This window comes from Sorangium sp. KYC3313 (assembly GCF_052075895.1).
GTDB lineage: Bacteria > Myxococcota_A > Polyangia > Polyangiales > Polyangiaceae > Sorangium > Sorangium cellulosum_B.
Genome location: NZ_CP197255.1, coordinates 1,946,605 through 1,963,933, shown reverse-complemented (window position 1 = coordinate 1,963,933; position 17,329 = coordinate 1,946,605). Strand labels below are relative to the sequence as shown.

The window sequence follows — 17,329 nt, the reverse complement described above, 5'->3', positions numbered from 1 at the left end:
GACCTTGAGCACGCTGTTTCACGAGAAGCGCCTCGTCCCGCTCGAGCGGACGCGGCTCCTGAAATCCATCGTCGAGCGCGCGGCCGATCGGTCCGAGGGGCCCCCCGTGATCGTCTTCGATCTGGACGGCACCCTCATGGATAACCGGCCGCGGGTGGTCGCGATCCTCCATGAGCTGGCGGAGGAGTGGCGCCGCAAGCACCCGCACGCCGCCGCCCTCCTCGAGCGCGCGTCGCCCGACGGCATCGTGTACGGGTTCCAGGACAACCTGCGGCAGCTCGGCGTCGACGACGAGGCGCTCCACCTGCACGCGTTCGATTTCTGGAGGGCCCGCTTCTTCAACGATCCGCACATCCGGCACGACGTCGAGGTGCCGGGCGCGAGCCAGTACGCGCGCGACTGCCACGCGGCGGGGGCGACCCTCGTGTACCTCACCGGCCGCGACCTGCCGAAGATGGCGCTCGGCTCGTTCGCGAGCCTGCGCGATCTCGGCTTCCCCATCGGGGTCATCGGCACGGAGCTCGTCGTGAAGCCGAGGTTCGAGATGCCCGACACCGAGTTCAAGCGGAGCGTGGCGCCGCAGCTCTCGCGGCTCGGGCGGGTCATCGCGGTGTTCGACAACGAGGCGGCCAACTGCAACCTGCTCCTGGGCTGCCATCCCCGCTGCACCGCGGTCTTCCTGGACACGCAGTGCGCGCCCGACCCGCCGCCGCTCGACGCGCGCGTGCGCGTCATCCACACGTTCGAGCTGGAGCCGTGATCGCCGCGCGCGCCGCCGCGGCTTTCCTGCTGCTCGCCGCCGGCGGGTGCGAGCCGTCGCGCCACCCGCCCGTCGATCCCGTGGAGGCCGGCGCGAGCCCGAACGCGAGGATCCTCCCCGCGCCGCTCGCGAACGAGACGCCGGACCTGCTCGACGCCTCCGCCGCCGAGGCGACCGCGAAGATCATCGCCGACGACTACGGTCGGCTCATCATGTCCGAGGCGAGCCCGCAGTCGCCGCTGCCGCTCTCGCCCGCCACCCCCCTGCCGGACGACGCGCTCTCGCCCCGCGAGCTCCCCGGCATCCTGCTCGAGGCGGCCTTCCGCTTCCGCGACGTGCCGCAGCCCCCCAAGGCGCCCGAGGTGGCGACCTCCGGGATCCACGCGGCGCAGAAGCTCACCGAGCTGACGTGGAAGGTCGAGCTCGCGGAGACGGGCCGGATGCGGGTCCAGTTCACGTCCCGCGCGCTCCCGTTGCCCGCGGGCTCCGAGCTCCGCGCGCGCCACGACGTGTACGGCGAGGTGCTGCTCTGGCCGTCCCTGACCCAGTACCGGGTCGTGCCGCCGGGGGCGCTCCGCACGCTCCTCGGCGAGCGGCGCGTCGACGTGACGCCGCTGTCGACGGGCCCGGCGCGTCCGGTCGGCGACGGCAAGCGGCTCGAGATCGACGTCCGCAAGGTCGAGGTGCACGGGAGCCTCGGCGCGCTGTACGTCGAGCTCGGCAGGGTCCCCGAGGCCGGCGACGGGGGGCCGCTGCTCTGCCGGGCGCTGCTGGAGATCCTCGGCGTGGACCCGAAGTCGCCCGAGTGCGTGGCCGGCGAGGTGCCGCTCTACGCGAGTTATGCCTGGCAAGGCGGCGGCGGCGTCGCGTTCGAGGTCACGTCGGTCGCCCGGCGAACGGACCTGATCTCGACCGACATGCTCATGCCGCCCCCGAGCGCCGCGTACGCCGCCGCCGGGCTCCCGTCGGCGGAGGGCGGCGTCTTCCTGACGCGCGACGAGCTCGCGGCCATCCGAGAAGAGCCGCTCCAGCTGCCCGGGAGCGTCGACCCGGGCGCGCCCGGCGAGGGGTTCGTCGCGGTCAACCAGACCGACGCGCTGCTCTACCTGCTCGTCGACGGCATCCCCGCGGTCGCCGTGCCGCAGGCGAGCGAGCGCTACGTGATCGGGCCCCTGCGCGGGCGCTACGTCGTCCAGTGGCGCACGTTCCTCGGCGAGCGCATCGAGCCGCCTCAGACGGTCGAGATGCCGGCGCGCATCGTGCGCAGCGGGGCCGAGGCCGGGGCGGCGGACGGCGGCTGAAGCGGGGCGGCGGAAGCGAGGACGGCGTCCCCTGCCCTAGCGATCGGCCGTCGTCTCGGGGCTCGCCAGGAGCTGGACGATGTCGTCCGGGATCCGCGTCAGCGTCAGGTTCGAGCCCAGGCACGCGAGGAGGATGTCGCCGTCGCAGATCACGTCCTCGCCCCGGAGGATCCGGTAGCTGAAGCGCGCGGTGACCCGCTGGACCTCGCGGCAGGTCGTCTCGACCACGAGGTCGTCGCCGAACCGCGCGGCCTGGCGGTACTTGATCCGCAGCTCCGCGACGGCGAGGTGAAGGTCGCGCCGCACCATCTCCTCGTAGGAGAGGCCGCGGCGCTTCAGCCAGTCGATGCGGCCGGCCTCCAGGTAGATGACGTAGTTCGCGTGGTGGACGATGCCCATGAGATCCGTCTCGCAGAAGCGGACGGCCAGGGGCGTGCGCGAGGTGAGGTGCGGGGGCGCGTCGGGCAGAGAAGGGAGCGGCATCGCGGGAGGCGCAGAGATTAACCCAGTTTCGACCCGGGCAGCAGCAGAGCGACCGCGCGACGTCCGCCGCACGACACGGGATCGCAGCGCGCGGCGACCGAGGGCCCGCCTGGGCGCTGGTGGCGCGGGCGCCGCGATGTTAGCGGGCGGCATGACGAATGTCCGGACGCTCCTGTCCGCCGAGCAGATCGGCGCTCGCGTGCGCGACCTCGGCGCGCAGATCACCCGGGAGTACGCGGAGCGCCGGCTCGTGCTCGTCTCCGTGCTCAAGGGGAGCTTCGTGTTCACCGCCGACATCGCGCGCCACATCGACCTGCCGGTGCGCATCGAGTTCCTCGGCGTGCGCAGCTACGGCGAGGGCACGGCCTCGACCGGCGTCGTCCAGATCACGCAGGACCTCACCCGCCCGATCGAGGGCGAGGACATCCTCCTCATCGAGGACATCGTGGATACGGGCCTCACGATCTCGCACCTGCTCCAGCTCTTCCGCACGAGGATGCCGAACAGCGTCAAGGTCTGCGCGCTCCTGCACAAGCCGGCGCGCGCGCGGGTCGAGGTGCCGATCGACTACCTGGGCTTCACGATCGAGGACAAATTCGTGGTCGGCTACGGGCTCGACTGGGCCGAGCGCTATCGGAACCTGCCGTTCATCGGGGTTGTGGAGGCGACGTGAGCAAGCGGCTGCTGATGCTCGAGAAGATGACCCGGGATGGGTCGAAGGATCCGTTTCACTGGTACGCGCTCGCGCTGGAGTACGCGGGCCAGGGCCGCCACGACGACGCGCTCGCCACGTTCGGCGCGCTCCGGGCGATGGATCCGGCGTACGTGCCGATGTACCTCATGTGCGGGACGATGCTGGTGAAGGCAGGCCGCCTCGACGAGGGGCGCGCCTGGCTGGCCGACGGCATCGGGGTCGCGCGCAGCAAGGGAGATCAGCACGCGCTGAGCGAGCTCCAGCAGGCGCTCGCCGGCGCGGGCGGCGACGACGACGACGCGTGACGGCTCGGCCGGCGCCGCGCCTCAGCCGCCCTCGCCCTCCCCCTCGCCGCGGATCCGGCGGAGGCGCTCGCCGATGGTCCGCTCGTAGCCGCGATCGGTCGGCTCGTAGAACCGGCTGCCCGCGAGCGGCTCGGGGAGGTAGGCCTCGCCCCGCGCGACGCCGCCCGGCTCGTCGTGCGCGTAGCGGTAGCCTTCGCCGTAGCCCTCGTCGCGCATCAGCCGCGTGACCGCGTTGCGCAGCGTGAGCGGGACCGGGAGCGCGCCGTGCTCGCGCACGGCGGCCTGCGCCGCGTGCCAGGCGGTCTTGCAGGCGTTCGATTTCGGGGCCGTGGCGAGGTAGAGCGCCGCCTGCGTGATCGGATAGAGCCCCTCGGGCATCCCCATGCGCCGGAACGCGGCGTCCGCGGCGACGGCGATCTCCAGCGCGCGCGGGTCGGCGTTGCCGATGTCCTCGGAGGCGAAGATCATCATCCGGCGCAGCAGGAAGAGCGGGTCGTCGCCGGCCTCGATCATGCGCATCAGCCAGTAGATGGCGGCGTCGGGATCGGAGCCGCGCATCGACTTGATGAAGGCGCTGATGACGTTGTAGTGCTCCTCACCGGCCTTGTCGTAGAGCAGCGTCTTGTGCTCGCTCGCGCCGGCGATGAGCTCGCGCGTGATCGTGGGGGCGCCCGCGCGCCCCGCCTCGTCCGCGGCGATCTCCAGCGTGGTGAGCGCCCTGCGCGCGTCGCCCTGCGCGAGCGCCGCGATCGCCGAGAGCGCGTCGTCGTCGGCGGCGATCGCGCCGGCGAGCCCGGCGGGCGACTCGAGGGCGCGGCGCAGGAGCTCGACGAGCTCCGAAGCGCCGAGGCCCTGGAGCCGGAAGACCTTGCACCGGGAGAGCAGCGGCGCGTTGACCGCGAACGAGGGGTTCTCGGTGGTCGCCCCGATCAGCGTGATCGTCCCGTCCTCGACGTGCGGGAGGAAGGCGTCCTGCTGGGCCTTGTTGAAGCGGTGGATCTCGTCGACGAACAGGATCGTCCGCTTGCCCTCGTAGGAGCGCGCGGTGCGCGCCTGGGCGAGGATCTCGCGGAGCTCCGGCACGCCGCCCAGCACGGCGTTGAAGGGGACGAAGCGGGCGTTCGTCGTGTGCGCGACGACGCGCGCCAGCGTGGTCTTTCCGGCGCCCGGCGGGCCCCACAGGATCATGGAGGGGATCCGGTCGGCCGCGATCGCGCGCGCGAGCAGCTTGCCCTCGCCGAGGAGGTGGCCCTGGCCGATCATGTCCTCGAGCGAGCGCGGGCGCATGCGCTCGGCGAGGGGCACCGCGGCCCTGAGCTCCGGCTCCCGCTGCCGGGCGGCGTCGAAGAGCGTCGGCTCGTCGCCCGCGGGCCGCCGTCGCGCGCCGCCGCCGCCCCGGGGCGCGCTCATTCGAAGACCGACCGTGCGCCCGCGGGGCGCTCCGAGAGGAGGACCTCGACGGCGCGGCGCGCGCTCGCCGGATCGTGCCCGACCCAGCGCACGGTGCCCGCGCCGTCGACCACGAACGTGAGGGGGACCTGCGCGACGCCGTAGGTCCCGGAGAGCCGCTGATCGAGATCCGCGACGATGGGGAACGTCGCGCCGAGCTCGTACGCGGCGGCCTCCGCGGCGGCCTCCGAGTCGTCGACGTTCACGCCGATCACGGCCACCCCGTCCGCCTTGCGGTCGCGCCAGAGCCGGTCGAGCGCCGGCATGGTCCGGCTGCACGACGCGCACCAGGACGCCCAGAAGTCGATCACGGTGACCCGCGTCCTGCGCGTGCCGGGTACGCCGACGGTGACCGCCGCTGTGGACTCCGCGTGGAACTCCGGCGCGGCGCTGCCGACGAGCGGGTGGCGCACCGACGCGGGCATCGCGCCCGGCCCGCACCCGAGCGCGAGCAGCGCGCACGTAGCCAACCCGCACCCGAGCGCGAGCAGCGCGCACGTAGCCAACGTGGCGCCGCGCGCGACGCCACCGCCAGGGAGGGCCGCGCCGAGGCGCGACGCGGCGGACGTCGCCGTCATCCGCGGGCCCCGAAGATGGCGGTGCCGACGCGGACCCACGTCGCGCCTTCCGCGATGGCTGGCTCGAAATCGTGCGACATGCCCATCGAGAGCTCGGGCAGCACGGCCCGGCCGCCGTGCGCGTCGCGCAGGGCGCGCAGCTGCGCGAAGAACGGCGCGACGTCGTTCGGGTCCTCGAGGAACGGCGCGATGGTCATGAGGCCGATCGGCCGGAGGTGCGCACACCGGGCGATCGCGGCGAGGAGCGGCGCGAAGTCGCCGGGGGCGCAGCCGCCCTTCGAGGCTTCGCCGCCGACGTTCACCTCGATCAGGACGTCGAGGGTGCGGTTGAGCGCCGCCGCGCGCCGATCGAGCTCCACGGCGAGCTCCTCCCGGTCGACCGACTGCACGACGTGCGCGACGCGCGCGACGAGCTTCGCCTTGTTCCTCTGGAGCTGGCCGATGGCGTGCCACACGAGCCCGTCGAGATCGGCGAGCGCCTCGGCCTTCTCGACGAGCTCCTGCGCGTAGTTCTCGCCGAAATCGCGCTGCCCGGCGGCGTAGGCGGCGCGGATGGCCTCCGCGGGCTTCCCCTTGGACACGGCGATGAGCCGGACCTCCTCTGGCCCGCGCCCTGCACGCGCGGCGGCGCTCGCTATCCGGCGCCGCACCTCGTCGAGCCGCGATGCGATGTTCCCCAGGTCTTCCGAAATCACGCCGCACGATACCGCGAGCTGCCGCCGTGGACACCAGGGGGACCCGCAGCGGGCGGCCTGTGCAGGTCGTGGCGCGGAGGGAAGTGCCGGATCCAACCGCCCGAGCGGCGTGCCAGAGTGTGCCTGAGCACCGCGTCGACGGCGGACCGATCGAAGTGCTTTTCGGCCATTTTCACGTGGCATGTTGATTGCCATACTCGGCGTACCCGCCATGCGAAGCCTGCTGTTCCTCACCCTGCTCCTCGCGGTTGGATGCTCGTTCAACCCGCAGCCTGAACCGCCGCTCGATGACAGGGATCCCTATCCCTCGGGGTCGTCGTCGACCGGTGCGGGGGTCGGCACCTCAGGTTCCGGTGGCACCGGCGCCGGCAACACAGCGGTAGCGGCCAGCGCTGGCAGCGGGGAGACCACGGGCGCGGGCGGCGGTGGCGATGGGGGCACGGCGGGCGGCGCGGGCGGTCAGGGCGGCGCGGGCGGCCAGGGCGGCGCGGGCGGTCAGGGCGGCACGGGCGGTCAGGGCGGCACGGGCGGTCAGGGCGGCACGGGCGGTCAGGGCGGCACGGGCGGCGCGGGCGGCGCGGGCGGCGAGCCCTGCGGTGTGGGGGGCGCTGGAGGCGCTGGAGGGGTGGAATGCGGCTGAAGGAGCACGCGGCCCGGGCCTGACGGCGGCGTCGACCCGGCGGTAAGAGCGAGCGAGAAGCAGCCGACGGATCGCGCTCGACGCAGCATTCCCGCGGACGAGGGCGCCGCACAAGCGGGCAGGGAGATGCGCAGGGTGCTATGAGGAGGGAGCTTATGCGCCAGCTTGTCGTCCTTGTTTTCGGGGTCGTCCTCGCGGGCTGTGTGTTCAATCCACAACCGGAGCCTCCCGCTGAGGGGGGCATCGGGTGCGGGGATTGCGGCGACGTGGGCGCGACCGGCGCAGGAGGGAGCGTCGCCGCCGGCGATCCCGGCGAAAACGACGGCACGGGCGGCGGTGGCCTCCTGCCAGACGCGCCCGGTTCGAGCAGCGCCGCTTCGACTGGGGCCGGTACCAGCACCGATACAACCAGCACGGGGGGCGAACCGGCCAACCCTGCCGGCGGTGGTGCGGGCGGCGCGGGGGGCAAAGCCGACGACGGTGGTGCGGGCGGCGAAGGCGGCGCCGGCAGCGGTGGTGCAGGCGGCGCAGGGGGCGCGGGCGGCGACGCCGGGGGCGCGGGCGGCGACGCCGGGGGCGGTGGAGCGATCGGTCCAGACGGCGGATGAGGCGACCGGTGGGCCCGGCGCCCGCGGGCAGAGCGCTCGGCGCCGACTGACGCGGCGGCGCCGGCTCAGATCGCGGGTCGCCGCGGCCGCGCGTACTCGTCGAGCATGTTCGCTACCAGCTCGGCGAGCAGGCTGTCCGCCACGCGAAGGCGGCGCGACATCTCGCGCGCGATGTTCAGCACCAGCAGCGTGTACGACTTGAGATCGCGCCGGTAGAGGGCGTCGAGATCGTGCGCGGTGACGCGCAGCAAGCGCGACGGGGCGATCGCCCGGACGGTCGCCGAGCGAGGCATCACGTCGAGGATCGACATCTCGCCGAACCAGTCGTTCGGCCCGAGGACCGCGACGCGCGCCTCGACGTCGCGCTTCGACCGCTTGAGCACTTCCATCTCCCCCGAGAGCAGCACGAACATCTCGCGGCCGCTGTCGCCCTCGCGAAAGGCGACGGCGCCCGGCTCCAGATCGAGCAGCTCCAGGGTGTCGGCGAGGCCCTGGAGGACGTGATCGCCCAGGCCTCCGAACAGCCCGATCTCGCGCAGCTGCGTGATCAGCGAAGGGTGATGGCTCACGTGGATGCACCGAGGGCGCCCGCGGCGACCGTCCTGCCGGCTGACCCGACACCGCCTACCACCACGTCGCGAACATGCCCGCCTTCTCGCATCACTCCACCTCGCGGTCCCGAGCAGATGTACCCCGTCGAGAGCGGACGCCGCAACACGAGCGTGCTCCGCGCGATCTGCACCAGAGGCCGCACTAGAGGTCCTTGGTGAACACGATCCGCGGACGCCCAGGCCCGGCGTAGTCCTCGACCTCGGCCGCCGACCAGCCGACCGCGGCGTGGAAGCGCACCGAGCCCTCGTTGCCCAGCGTCGTGATCGCCTTGAGCTGCCGGCAGCCCTCGCGGCGGCAGTCCTCCTCGAACGCCGCGTAGAGCATCCTGCCGACGCCGCGGCGGCGATAGTCCGGGTGAATGCCGACGAGGTGCACGTACCCGACCGCCGCGTCCGGGCACCTGAACCCGAGCAGGAAGCCGACGAGCAGCCCGCGATCCTCGACGACCCGCGCGAGCCTGCCGAGCTCGTAGAAGAAGATCGGGTGCGCGAGCGCGCTGGTTGGGCCTGCCCACCACCGATCGATCTCGCCCACGATCCGGTCGTAGTCGGGCTTCGTCAGCGGCCGTGTCTCCATGCATCACCTCACTCGAGCGGTTCGGATCCCCAGCCTTCGATCTGCAGCGTCCGCGCGCACGACACGAACGCTTCGCGAAGACCTGCGCAGCCTAGCAGCCGCGCCGGCCTCCCCGTAAGCGCGCTCGTGGGATGCTCGGCTAGCCGCCGCGCGTCACGCCTGCTAGCGCTACCCTGTGCGTCACGAGAAAATCATCGTCGCTCCGTCGATCCTGTCGGCTGACTTCGGTCGTCTCGCGGAGGAAGTACGGGCCGCCGAGGCCGCTGGCGCCGACTGGATCCACGTTGACGTGATGGATGGCCGGTTTGTGCCAAACATCACGATCGGGCCGCTCGTCGTTCGCGCGGTTCGCGCCGCGACGCGTCTTCCCCTCGATGTCCACCTGATGATCGTCGAGCCCGAGCGCTACGTCGCGGAGTTCGCGGCCGCCGGCGCCGATCGCATCTCGGTCCACGTCGAGGTGTCGCCTCACCTGCACCGGACGCTCCAGCAGATCAGGGACGCAGGCGCGAGCCCGGGCGTCGTGCTGAACCCCCACACGCCGGAGGAGTCGATCCGGCATGTGATGGCGGATATCGACCTGGTGCTGGTGATGAGCGTCAACCCCGGGTTCGGCGGCCAGCGGTTCATCCCGGAGGCGCTCACGAAGTTGCGGAGCCTGCGCCAGACGATCGACCAGGCAGGCCTGGACATCGCGCTCGAGGTCGACGGCGGCGTCGCCCCGTCGACCGCCGGGCAGGTCATCGCCGCCGGGGCGCGGGCGCTCGTCGCGGGCTCGGCGGTGTTCGGTGTGGTGGCGCGGGGCGAGGATCTGCCGTTCGACGAGCGCGTCGCGCGGTATGCCGAGGCGATCGGCGCGCTTCGCGCGCCCGCCAGGGAGCCGTCGTGACCCGGCGCGTCGAGGACGCTGCCGCGGCGGGTCAGGGGCGGTGTGGGATGGGCGCGGCGTTCGCGATGGGCGTGACGTCGAAGCGCGGCCGCTGGCGCGGCGCGGCGTTCGCGGCGGTGGCGGGGCTTGCGGCGGCGGGGCCGGTCGGGGTGGTCGGGGTGGTCGGGGCGGCTGCGCTGGTCGGGTGCGCGCCGGCGGCCGCGCCTGCGGCGCCGCCGCGAGCGCAGGCCTCGGCTGCGGCGCGCCCTGTGGCGTCAGCCGCGCCTGGACTGGCCGGGGGCGCAGGCCCGGTGGATGCGGGCGAGCTCGACGAGGACGCGGCTCGCCTGACCGACGGCGAGATCGCGCGCGTGCTCGCGCGCGTGGCGAAGGCGCGCGGCCTGCCGGTGCGCCGCGATGTGCGGAGCCGCGTGCTCGCGCGCGGGCAGATCCTGGAGCGGGTCCGCGCGCACGTGGAGCGAGAGATCCCCGAGGGCGTGCTCGATCACCAGCGCGAGGTGCTCGCGGCCCTCGAGCTCATCCCGGCCGATTACGACTTCACCGCCGGGATGTACCGCCTGCTCGAGGGCCGCATCGCGGGCTTCTACGAGCCGGAGGACGCGACGATGTACCTCGTCGACGATCTCAGCGAGGCCGAGGCGGAGGAGACGCTGGCGCACGAGCTCGTTCACGCGCTCCAGGACCAGAGCTTCTCGCTGGGGAGCCTGCTCGATTTCAAGCTCGGCGACAGCGATCGGCTGGCGGCCACGCACGCGCTCGTCGAGGGCGAGGCGATGAGCGCGATGTTCGACGTGCTGGTCGGCTCGGCCTTCCAGGTCGACGAGGCGATGCTCCGGAGGCTCGTGGCGATGTCGACGGCGCTGTCGTCCGTGGGCGACACGCCGCTCGTGCTGCAGGAGTCGCTGGGCGCGCCGTACACGGACGGCTTCGCGTTCGTGCAGGCGCTGCGCCGCGACGGCGGGTGGGCTTCGGTGGATGCGGTCTGGCGCGCGCTGCCGGAGACCACCGAGCAGCTGCTCCATCCGGAGAAGCTCGCCGCGCGGGAGCCCGCCGTCGCGGTGGCGGTCCCGACGGCCGCGGCGCTGGGCCCGGGGTTCCGCGTCGTCTTCGACGACGTGATGGGCGAGCAGGCGCTGCGCATCGCGTTCGCGGCGTATGCGCACCGCGATGCCGCGATCGGCGCGGCGGCGGGGTGGGGCGGGGATCGGTTCGCGGTGGTGCGGCGGGATGATCCGGAGGACCCGTCGCGGAGAGAGTTCGCGCTCGCGTGGCGGCTGCGGTTCGACAGCGCGGCCGACGCGGCAGAGGCGGGGAAGCTGATCGAGCGGCGCTTCGGGAAGGTGTGCCGGCGGCGGGAGGCGCTCGGGCCGATCGCGTGGACGGCGCGAGGGAGCGACGTGGCGATCGTCGCGGGGCCGTACGCGAGGCGCGGGGGAGGTGGGGGAGGGGAGGTCAGCGCGGCGGGGACGTGCGCGGGCGCTGGCAAGTGGCTGGCGGAGGTGATGAAGGGCGGGGCGGGGGTGCAGGCCGCGGGGGCGGTGGCGGGGGTGCAGGCGGCGGAGAGGGAGAAGTAAGGGGCAGGGGTCGAAGGGCGGTGGGGCTGCGGGGGATGCCGGTGGGGGCGGAAGTGGCGGGGCCGGGACTGGAGGGCGCAGGGGGCTGCCCGGAGCAGGGCAGGGTAGGGGTGCTGGTCTCAGGGCGGCGTTGACAGGGGGCGGTAGAAGAGGCAGAAAAACGAGTCGTTCTGGATGTTTGGAGGAGTGGCCGAGCGGTCGAAGGCAGCGGTTTTGAAAACCGCCGTTGGGGCAACTCAACCAGGGGTTCGAATCCCTTCTCCTCCGCTGAAACCATTGAGGATTTCGTTGGGGAGCGTGGGCGCTCCCTGGTGAGCCTCGCGGGTCCATTCACACGCCATTCACACGGCGACGCCGAGGCTACGCCGACCGCCGGGTGAAGACCTGCACCGCGTCCTTCTTCAGGTTGTCGTTGGTGTGCGCGTAGCGCTGGGTGACCGAGAGGTGCAGGTGGCCGGCGAGCTGCTGCACCGTCGGAGCCGAGGCGCCGCCCTTGAAGCACTCCGTGATGAAGGAAGATCGGTGATCTCGAACAGCTCCACCCACACGCCCCCGATCCTGATCTCGGCGGCCAACCCTTCGCGCTCGTCGCGTGTGTCGGCACGATCCTCGTAACTCATAGGAATGGCGTCGGTAAGCGTTCGCCGTCTGGATCTCCGATGCGAAGTCCGGCAGCGGTTTCAACTGGTGCTGGGCAGCAAGGACGGCGGGGCGTGCCCAGAGAGGGCGGCTTCACAGGCGGTGGTGACGTAGTCGAGCACGTTGCGTCCTTGCATTCTCAGGGTGGTCACCACGGTCAGGATGCGCTCCACGAAGCGGCTGCCGTTTGGGCTGTCCGTGCCGAAGCTGGTTTTTCGCCACATCACGCCGTGACGCACGCGCTGCTCGGCGGCGTTGTTCGTCAGCTCGACCCCTTCGACGGACGCAAAAGTCCAGAGCGCAGGCTCCAACAGCAGGATCTCGCTGCATCGTGCGGCGACGGGCCAGGCTGGGCAGGACGCGCCTTCCCGCAGTCGTGCGCCCACGTGCTCGCGTAGGGGTGGGATGAGCTTCTGGAACGCCTCTCGGGTCATGGTGCCGTCGCGCACGCGATGCCAGGCGTGGAACATCGTCTCGGTCAGCAGTTCCAGCGCTCGGCCGATGTCGACCGCCCGATCGTCACCGGCTGTGTCGCCAACGCGGTGAACCGCGCGCCGTTCCAGCTCCCGGATGCCAGGACCCGGAGCGGCGTGAAGACGCGGAGCAGCCCGAACGGCGGCGGTCACAACGAGCTGAGCTTCGAGGATCGGAAGGGCAGCGAGCTCGTCCACCTGCGCGCCGAGCGCGAGCTCGACGTCCGCGTCGGGACCGATGAGCGGGTCGGTGTCGGAGGCGACCGCTTTGTCACGGTGGCCAGCCGCGACGCGCTCGACACGGGCGATCGGCTCACGAAGGTTCGCCGCGACGACGACCTCGAGGTCGAGGGCCGGAGGAGCGTCCGCGTCTTCGGCGAGAGCGAGGAGCACGTCCTCGGCAACCGCGCGCTGCGCGTCGACGGGATCGACAAGACCAACCTCCTCGGCGGCTCGGTCCTCACCGTCGAGGGGCCGTCCATCCTCCGCGTTACGGGCGAGTACAGCATCGACGTCGGCACGGGCGACGACGCGGGCGCGGCTCAGATCAATGTCTCCGGCTCGCTGGTGATCGGCGGCTCCAGGTCGCTGCGCCTCATCACGCAGGGGAGCCTCACCCTCTCCGCGGGCGAGAGCTCCCTCGAGATCAGCCCGGAGGGGATCCGGATCATGGCCGGCAAGGTGGAGATCGCCGGCACGCAGGCGCTCTCGCTGGCGGGCAAGGGACCAACCCTGTCGCTCGGGGAAGAGGCGGAGCTCGCCGCCAAGAAGATCCGCATGCTCTCCACCGACGCGGCGCTGGAGCTCGACGAGGACGCCGCGCTGTGGGGCAAGCTGGTGAAGCTGAACTGCTCGCGCGACGAACCGCCGCCCGGCGGCGACGAGGACGAGGAGAAGACGAAGCCGTTCAACGTGCAGCTCACGGACGAGGAGCTCGAGCCGTACGGAGGCAAACGCTACCAGCTCGTCGCCGAGGGCCGGCTGTTCGAGGGCGAGACCGACGTGGACGGGGCGATCGCGGTGGAGATCCCGGAGACGGCGCAGCTCGTCGAGATCACGATGTGGCCGGGGAAGTACCCGACGGGCCCGCGGAAGAAGTGGACCGTGCGCGTCGCGGCGCTGCCCGAGGCGACGACGGTGGAGGGGGCGCTGCGACGGCTGAAGAACCTCGGGTACTATGAGGGGGCGATCAAGGAGAACCACCCGGCGGACAAGGGGTTCCGGGCGGCGCTCGCGTGGTTCCAGAAGGACCACGAGCTCGGGGAAGCAGGGGAGCTCGACGCGCAGACGGCAAGCGAGCTGGCGCGAGTACACGGCAGCTGAGGAGCATCGAGATGGCGGACGGGAACCAGGGCGGTGGTGGGCAGGCGCAGGCGCCGGCTGGGGATTTCCTGACGAAGCTCTCCGAGGCGTACCCCTACGGCGACGAGCCGCCGCGGCTGACGGTCGCGATCAACGACATGGCCGCGGGGGCGCCCGACGGCTCCGTGTTCGGCGACGACGGGGTACGACCGGTGTGCCACGAGGTGCCGGAGGACGCGATCTACCGGCCGGAGACCATCGGTGATGTGCTCGCGTGGATCGACCAGCGAATCCACGCCTTTCCAATGGATCAGGTGTGGCTCACGCAGGCAGGGCCGCTCATGAACTGGTGCGCTGATCCGAAGGAGGAGCAGTGGGCCCAGGCGGTCACGGAGATCCTCTTCGGCGCCACGTACGGCGGCCCCGGCGGCTGTTACAACATGGGGACGAAGAAGAACGCGTCTCCGTTCCCGGTGTCGGAGAACTGGGAGTCGTACATCTTCAGCCGGATCCAGAGGCGGTATCGGAGCAAGCTGGCACGGCCCACGAAGAACCAGAAGTATATCTACGGATGCCACAATGTCGCTTCCTGGCAGAACCCGGAACCCATTCCGGACGATCTGATCGATCCGGACAAGCCCACACCTCCCGATGACGCCTCGAGCGGGCCCTTCGATGACCCGGCGCCGCCCGAGGGCAAGCCGCCGGTCGTGGGCCCGATGAAGGACGGCAAGCTGCTCGCGGACCCGGTGGGCCCCCGCTGGAGGGAGCAGGAAAACACCGATCCCGCCGTGCCCATCGTCGTCGCCTGCCAGCACCTCGCGACGTATGGGGCGCTAACGCGAGGTTTTCGCATCGAGCACCTGGACAGCGTCGGCTATGCGGCCCAGTTCGGCACCGGTGGCTTCGCCATCTTCTCGGGAAAGCCGGCGGCGCCCGGCGATGAGCCTCCTCCGCAGGGCGGGCGCTGGTACACGCTCCAGCCCGTTGCCGCGGACAAGGTGAACACGGCCCCTGATGCAGGAGCGTCGTCCGCACCCGTGACGTACGAGGACCTGCTCAAGATCGAGCGCGCCAGGCAGCTGTCGCCGCCGCTCGCGCCAGGGACCATCTTCGTGTTCGATCCCGACGCCGGAGCCCAGAAGGTCACGCTCTACCTGAGCAGGTACGAGGACGAATGCATTCGTGAAAAGGTCCTCCTGAAACATTTCGCAGCGCGCAAGACGCCCGGAGCGCAGGAGGTCGAGAGCCCCTACTCGCAGAAGGGCAGAATCGCCCCTGATTACCAGCAAGAGCTGGACCTCGCGAAGCCGAAGGAAGACCCCGGGCTCCTCAAGGAAATTCAATTCCTCGAGAAGAACCGCCAGCCGGCGCTCGCGGAGCAAAAGCGCGCTCAGATGCAAGAGAAGCTGAACAAAGGCCTCGCCGAATGGGAGCACCAGAAGGCGCTGGCGCTCGACACCAAGACGAGCGCCGTCGTCATCGATCTCAAGAAGCAACTCGACGGCTCGCACATCCACTACGTCCTCCGGGTGCACAAGGACAAGCCGCTCGTGCAGCTCATGGACACCGGCAACGGTGCCAATTTCTGGGCGAAGATCAAGGGGGAGAACCGGGAGAGCCCGGGGCGGGGAGCGCTCGTCGAGTTCATGCAGGTCGGCATCGTCGACGGAAGCGCGCAGAACAAGGTCGGCCCTGGGCAGATGCTCGGCTTCTGCGGCATGGGCGTCACGCCGCCTCCTCCCGAGGACCTCGGCGAGATGGCCGCGTTCATCAAGAAGGCACGCCCGATCGGCCTGTTTCGCATTGTGCTGACGCTGCGGCCCAGCAAGGCGGTGATGACGCCAAACGACGTGCTCTACGTGAGCCGGCTCGCCCGCATGTACGGCAGCTCCCCCGAGCAGAACTACACGATCGCGCAGATGCTCTGGGGGCTCCGGAACACCCCAGGATTCACGAACCTGCAGCCATGGGTGATCTTCTTCATCCCGTGCGGGGTGCTCGCACGTTCCATGTGGGCGCATGGCGGGCGCGAGATGACGTTGAGCATGTTCATGTCTGAGGTTGCATCCAAGAAAGAGGAGTTCGGTAAGGCAAAGAGCCTGATATTGTACAAGCACTACTTCCCCGCCGTGGCGATCACGAACAGCGGGCAGCAGCACCCGGAGTACGCCGGAAAGACAAGGTTTCAGTGTCGATGGAAGTACATGTCCGGAGGCTCAGGGAAAGCAGAACCTGGCGGTGCGTGGCCTCCGCCGCTCGAGACAAAGCTCAAGGAGACGGCGTGGAATAAAGTCTTTGTGCACCCGAGCTTCGGTGAAGGGGTCGAGGAGCAGATCGACGCGCTCACGCCTTCGATGTTCCTGGACGGAGCGCCCCCGCTCAAGGGAGATGACGATGCGCAAGCGCTTTCATGAACACTCGGCTCTGGCCATGGCGGCCCTCTCGGTCCTGCTCGTCAGCTGCGGCGCTTCGAGCACGCCATCCGGAAAAGCTGAGATGCGTCCGATCGTCGTGCCGCGGCGGTCGGCGCCGAGCTCCGCCCCGCCCGGGCCAGGGAAGGCTCCGGACGAGCGCTTCTCCTCGCCGAAAGCAGAGGACCCAGCGCCCGCCCTTCTGCGCTGCGAGCAGGGGGATATGGAGGGTTGCCGCACTGCCGGCTGGCTGTTCCTCCACGGCTTTGGTGTGGTGGAGGACGCGGCGCGCGCGGAGGGCCTCTACGACAAGGCGTGCCGCGGCAAGAACACGAAGGCGTGCATGGAGCTCGCCGTGGAGTACTACCATTCGCACGACTGGCCGGACAAGGTGCGGCCGGAGCTCGCGATGGCCTCCCAACATCAGCTAGCTTGCGACCATGGTGAGAAAGAGGGCTGCCTGGCGCTCGCGCTGGATGTGCTCCGTCATCCGGAGGAGTTGAGCATCTGGCGAGACACTGTGGGCAAGAGCGCACGGAAAACCGCAGAGGACGCCTGCGCGGCGTCCCACGTCGCCGCGTGCTCGACGCTGCTGGAAGTAGCCCAGCGGCACGAGGACGAGCCCCGAGCGAGAGCCCTTGCGGAAAAGCTCCTCGCGATGTGCCGTGCAGGCGAGATGCGCGCCTGCGAGCCCGCGCTCTTCTACTCCTGGACGAACAAGACGCCAGAGGAGCGGAGCAGCATCAGGAAAGAGACCGGGGTTCCATGGTGCAAGTTCTCCCAGGCCGAGTGCCGCGCTGGGCGAGCGGAGAGGTGCTCTTTCGCCGTCACCTGCGTCGGCCCGCACAACTACGACCCGCAAGGGCCATCGGCCGCCGCGGAGCTCACGTATCATGCGTGTGTCGACGGTCGAGATTTTAAGCGGTGCGCGGCCCTTGCTACTCGGTTCGAATCCGCCGACGGCGTTCCCGGGGATCCTGAGAAGGCGCGCTTCTTCGACCTGGCCGCCTGCCAACACGGCGACTACGACGGATGTTGGCGCACGGCAGACCGCCTCATGAAGCAGGGTAGCGGGCCCGAGATCGACAGGAAGGTCTTCGAGGTCACGAAGATGGGTTGCCGCATAGACCTGCGCGGATCCGGTTGGATACGGAGCTGCGAGCAGCTCGCGAGAATGTATGAAACAGGCACCGGGACGCAAAAGGACGTCGAGAAGGCCGTGGAGATCTTCACGACGATGTGCCAGCATCGGGGGAGGTCATGCAAGGACCTCCGCCGCCTGCAAAGACCCGTCCCGCCGCCGTCGACCGGCGAGGAAGAACGGTGATGACGGAGAG

At 70.9% G+C, this 17,329-nt stretch carries 19 protein-coding genes and 1 tRNA gene; 12 read left to right on the top strand and 8 right to left on the bottom strand.

Features of this window, described 5'->3' with window-relative positions; translation table 11 throughout:
• The first annotated feature begins 4 nt into the window (after positions 1-4).
• Both ACSRUE_RS07695 and ACSRUE_RS07690 read left to right on the top strand, forming a co-directional pair.
• Positions 5-760 carry an HAD family hydrolase gene (locus tag ACSRUE_RS07695; protein WP_441290445.1) on the top strand — a complete coding sequence of 252 codons (756 nt, stop codon included), beginning with the start codon at positions 5-7 and terminating at the stop codon, positions 758-760.
• Positions 757-2,061 carry a hypothetical protein gene (locus tag ACSRUE_RS07690; protein ID WP_441290444.1) on the top strand — a complete coding sequence of 435 codons (1,305 nt, stop codon included), beginning with the start codon at positions 757-759 and terminating at the stop codon, positions 2,059-2,061. Before ACSRUE_RS07695 ends, ACSRUE_RS07690 begins: the two co-directional genes overlap by 4 nt.
• A 36-nt stretch (positions 2,062-2,097) precedes the next feature.
• Here the strand turns inward: ACSRUE_RS07690 and ACSRUE_RS07685 are convergent, their stop codons facing one another.
• The gene (locus ACSRUE_RS07685; protein ID WP_437295991.1) at positions 2,098-2,544 is read right to left on the bottom strand and encodes an acyl-CoA thioesterase; all 447 of its coding nucleotides are present in this window, start codon (positions 2,542-2,544) and stop codon (positions 2,098-2,100) included.
• Between the two features lie 151 nt (positions 2,545-2,695).
• Between ACSRUE_RS07685 and hpt the strand changes: the two genes are divergently transcribed.
• Complete coding sequence (gene hpt / locus ACSRUE_RS07680; protein ID WP_437763449.1) at positions 2,696-3,217, top strand: hypoxanthine phosphoribosyltransferase; 522 nt, start codon at positions 2,696-2,698, stop codon at positions 3,215-3,217.
• Positions 3,214-3,543 (top strand): tetratricopeptide repeat protein, encoded by a 330-nt coding sequence (locus ACSRUE_RS07675; RefSeq protein ID WP_437763448.1) that lies wholly within the window; start codon positions 3,214-3,216, stop codon positions 3,541-3,543. The genes hpt and ACSRUE_RS07675 overlap by 4 nt, the downstream gene beginning before the upstream one ends.
• Before the next feature lie 21 nt (positions 3,544-3,564).
• Here the strand turns inward: ACSRUE_RS07675 and ACSRUE_RS07670 are convergent, their stop codons facing one another.
• From ACSRUE_RS07670 to ACSRUE_RS07660, 3 genes are read right to left on the bottom strand one after another with little or no spacing between them, the layout of a single operon-like run.
• On the bottom strand, positions 3,565-4,953 hold the full coding sequence (locus ACSRUE_RS07670) for a replication-associated recombination protein A (RefSeq protein ID WP_437763447.1): 1,389 nt from the start codon (positions 4,951-4,953) through the stop codon (positions 3,565-3,567).
• Positions 4,950-5,570 (bottom strand): redoxin domain-containing protein, encoded by a 621-nt coding sequence (locus tag ACSRUE_RS07665; protein ID WP_441290443.1) that lies wholly within the window; start codon positions 5,568-5,570, stop codon positions 4,950-4,952. Before ACSRUE_RS07665 ends, ACSRUE_RS07670 begins: the two co-directional genes overlap by 4 nt.
• On the bottom strand, positions 5,567-6,265 hold the full coding sequence (locus tag ACSRUE_RS07660) for a YggS family pyridoxal phosphate-dependent enzyme (protein WP_441290442.1): 699 nt from the start codon (positions 6,263-6,265) through the stop codon (positions 5,567-5,569). The genes ACSRUE_RS07665 and ACSRUE_RS07660 overlap by 4 nt, the downstream gene beginning before the upstream one ends.
• A 211-nt stretch (positions 6,266-6,476) precedes the next feature.
• On the opposite strand from ACSRUE_RS07660, the gene ACSRUE_RS07655 reads away from it, so the two are divergent.
• Entirely contained in the window at positions 6,477-6,905 is a 429-nt protein-coding gene (locus tag ACSRUE_RS07655; RefSeq protein WP_441290441.1) for a hypothetical protein, read from the top strand.
• A gap of 155 nt (positions 6,906-7,060) precedes the next feature.
• Complete coding sequence (locus tag ACSRUE_RS07650; protein ID WP_441290440.1) at positions 7,061-7,513, top strand: hypothetical protein; 453 nt, start codon at positions 7,061-7,063, stop codon at positions 7,511-7,513.
• Positions 7,514-7,578: 65 nt separating this feature from the next.
• Here ACSRUE_RS07650 and ACSRUE_RS07645 read toward each other — a convergent pair whose 3' ends face one another.
• Positions 7,579-8,082 (bottom strand): cyclic nucleotide-binding domain-containing protein, encoded by a 504-nt coding sequence (locus ACSRUE_RS07645; protein ID WP_437763442.1) that lies wholly within the window; start codon positions 8,080-8,082, stop codon positions 7,579-7,581.
• 184 nt (positions 8,083-8,266) lie between these two features.
• Positions 8,267-8,701: a GNAT family N-acetyltransferase gene (locus ACSRUE_RS07640; protein ID WP_012240797.1), complete on the bottom strand. Its 435-nt coding sequence runs from the start codon at positions 8,699-8,701 to the stop codon at positions 8,267-8,269.
• 175 nt (positions 8,702-8,876) lie between these two features.
• Here ACSRUE_RS07640 and rpe point away from each other — a divergent pair, with 175 nt between their 5' ends.
• The 3 genes from rpe (at position 8,877) to ACSRUE_RS07625 (ending at position 11,431) form a co-directional block, all read left to right on the top strand.
• Entirely contained in the window at positions 8,877-9,590 is a 714-nt protein-coding gene (rpe, locus tag ACSRUE_RS07635) for a ribulose-phosphate 3-epimerase (protein WP_441290439.1), read from the top strand.
• A complete protein-coding gene (locus tag ACSRUE_RS07630) occupies positions 9,587-11,164 on the top strand; it encodes a hypothetical protein (RefSeq protein WP_441290438.1) in 1,578 nt (525 codons plus the stop codon). Before rpe ends, ACSRUE_RS07630 begins: the two co-directional genes overlap by 4 nt.
• 180 nt (positions 11,165-11,344) lie before the next feature.
• Positions 11,345-11,431: transfer RNA gene (locus ACSRUE_RS07625), tRNA-Ser, on the top strand.
• Positions 11,432-11,524: 93 nt separating this feature from the next.
• Here ACSRUE_RS07625 and ACSRUE_RS07620 read toward each other — a convergent pair.
• Together ACSRUE_RS07620 and ACSRUE_RS07615 are read right to left on the bottom strand one after the other, a co-directional pair.
• Positions 11,525-11,710 carry a hypothetical protein gene (locus ACSRUE_RS07620; protein ID WP_441290437.1) on the bottom strand — a complete coding sequence of 62 codons (186 nt, stop codon included), beginning with the start codon at positions 11,708-11,710 and terminating at the stop codon, positions 11,525-11,527.
• Positions 11,711-11,844: 134 nt separating this feature from the next.
• Positions 11,845-12,273: a hypothetical protein gene (locus ACSRUE_RS07615; protein ID WP_441290436.1), complete on the bottom strand. Its 429-nt coding sequence runs from the start codon at positions 12,271-12,273 to the stop codon at positions 11,845-11,847.
• Here ACSRUE_RS07615 and ACSRUE_RS07610 point away from each other — a divergent pair.
• From ACSRUE_RS07610 to ACSRUE_RS07600, 3 genes are all read left to right on the top strand, one after another.
• A complete protein-coding gene (locus ACSRUE_RS07610; RefSeq protein ID WP_441290435.1) occupies positions 12,265-13,599 on the top strand; it encodes a bacteriophage T4 gp5 trimerisation domain-containing protein in 1,335 nt (444 codons plus the stop codon). The two genes, ACSRUE_RS07615 and ACSRUE_RS07610, sit on opposite strands and share 9 nt — an antisense overlap.
• Before the next feature lie 11 nt (positions 13,600-13,610).
• Positions 13,611-15,995 (top strand): hypothetical protein, encoded by a 2,385-nt coding sequence (locus ACSRUE_RS07605; RefSeq protein ID WP_441290434.1) that lies wholly within the window; start codon positions 13,611-13,613, stop codon positions 15,993-15,995.
• 220 nt (positions 15,996-16,215) lie between these two features.
• Positions 16,216-17,319, top strand: a complete 1,104-nt coding sequence (locus tag ACSRUE_RS07600) for a hypothetical protein (RefSeq protein WP_441290433.1) — start codon at positions 16,216-16,218, stop codon at positions 17,317-17,319.
• Positions 17,320-17,329 lie beyond the last annotated feature (10 nt).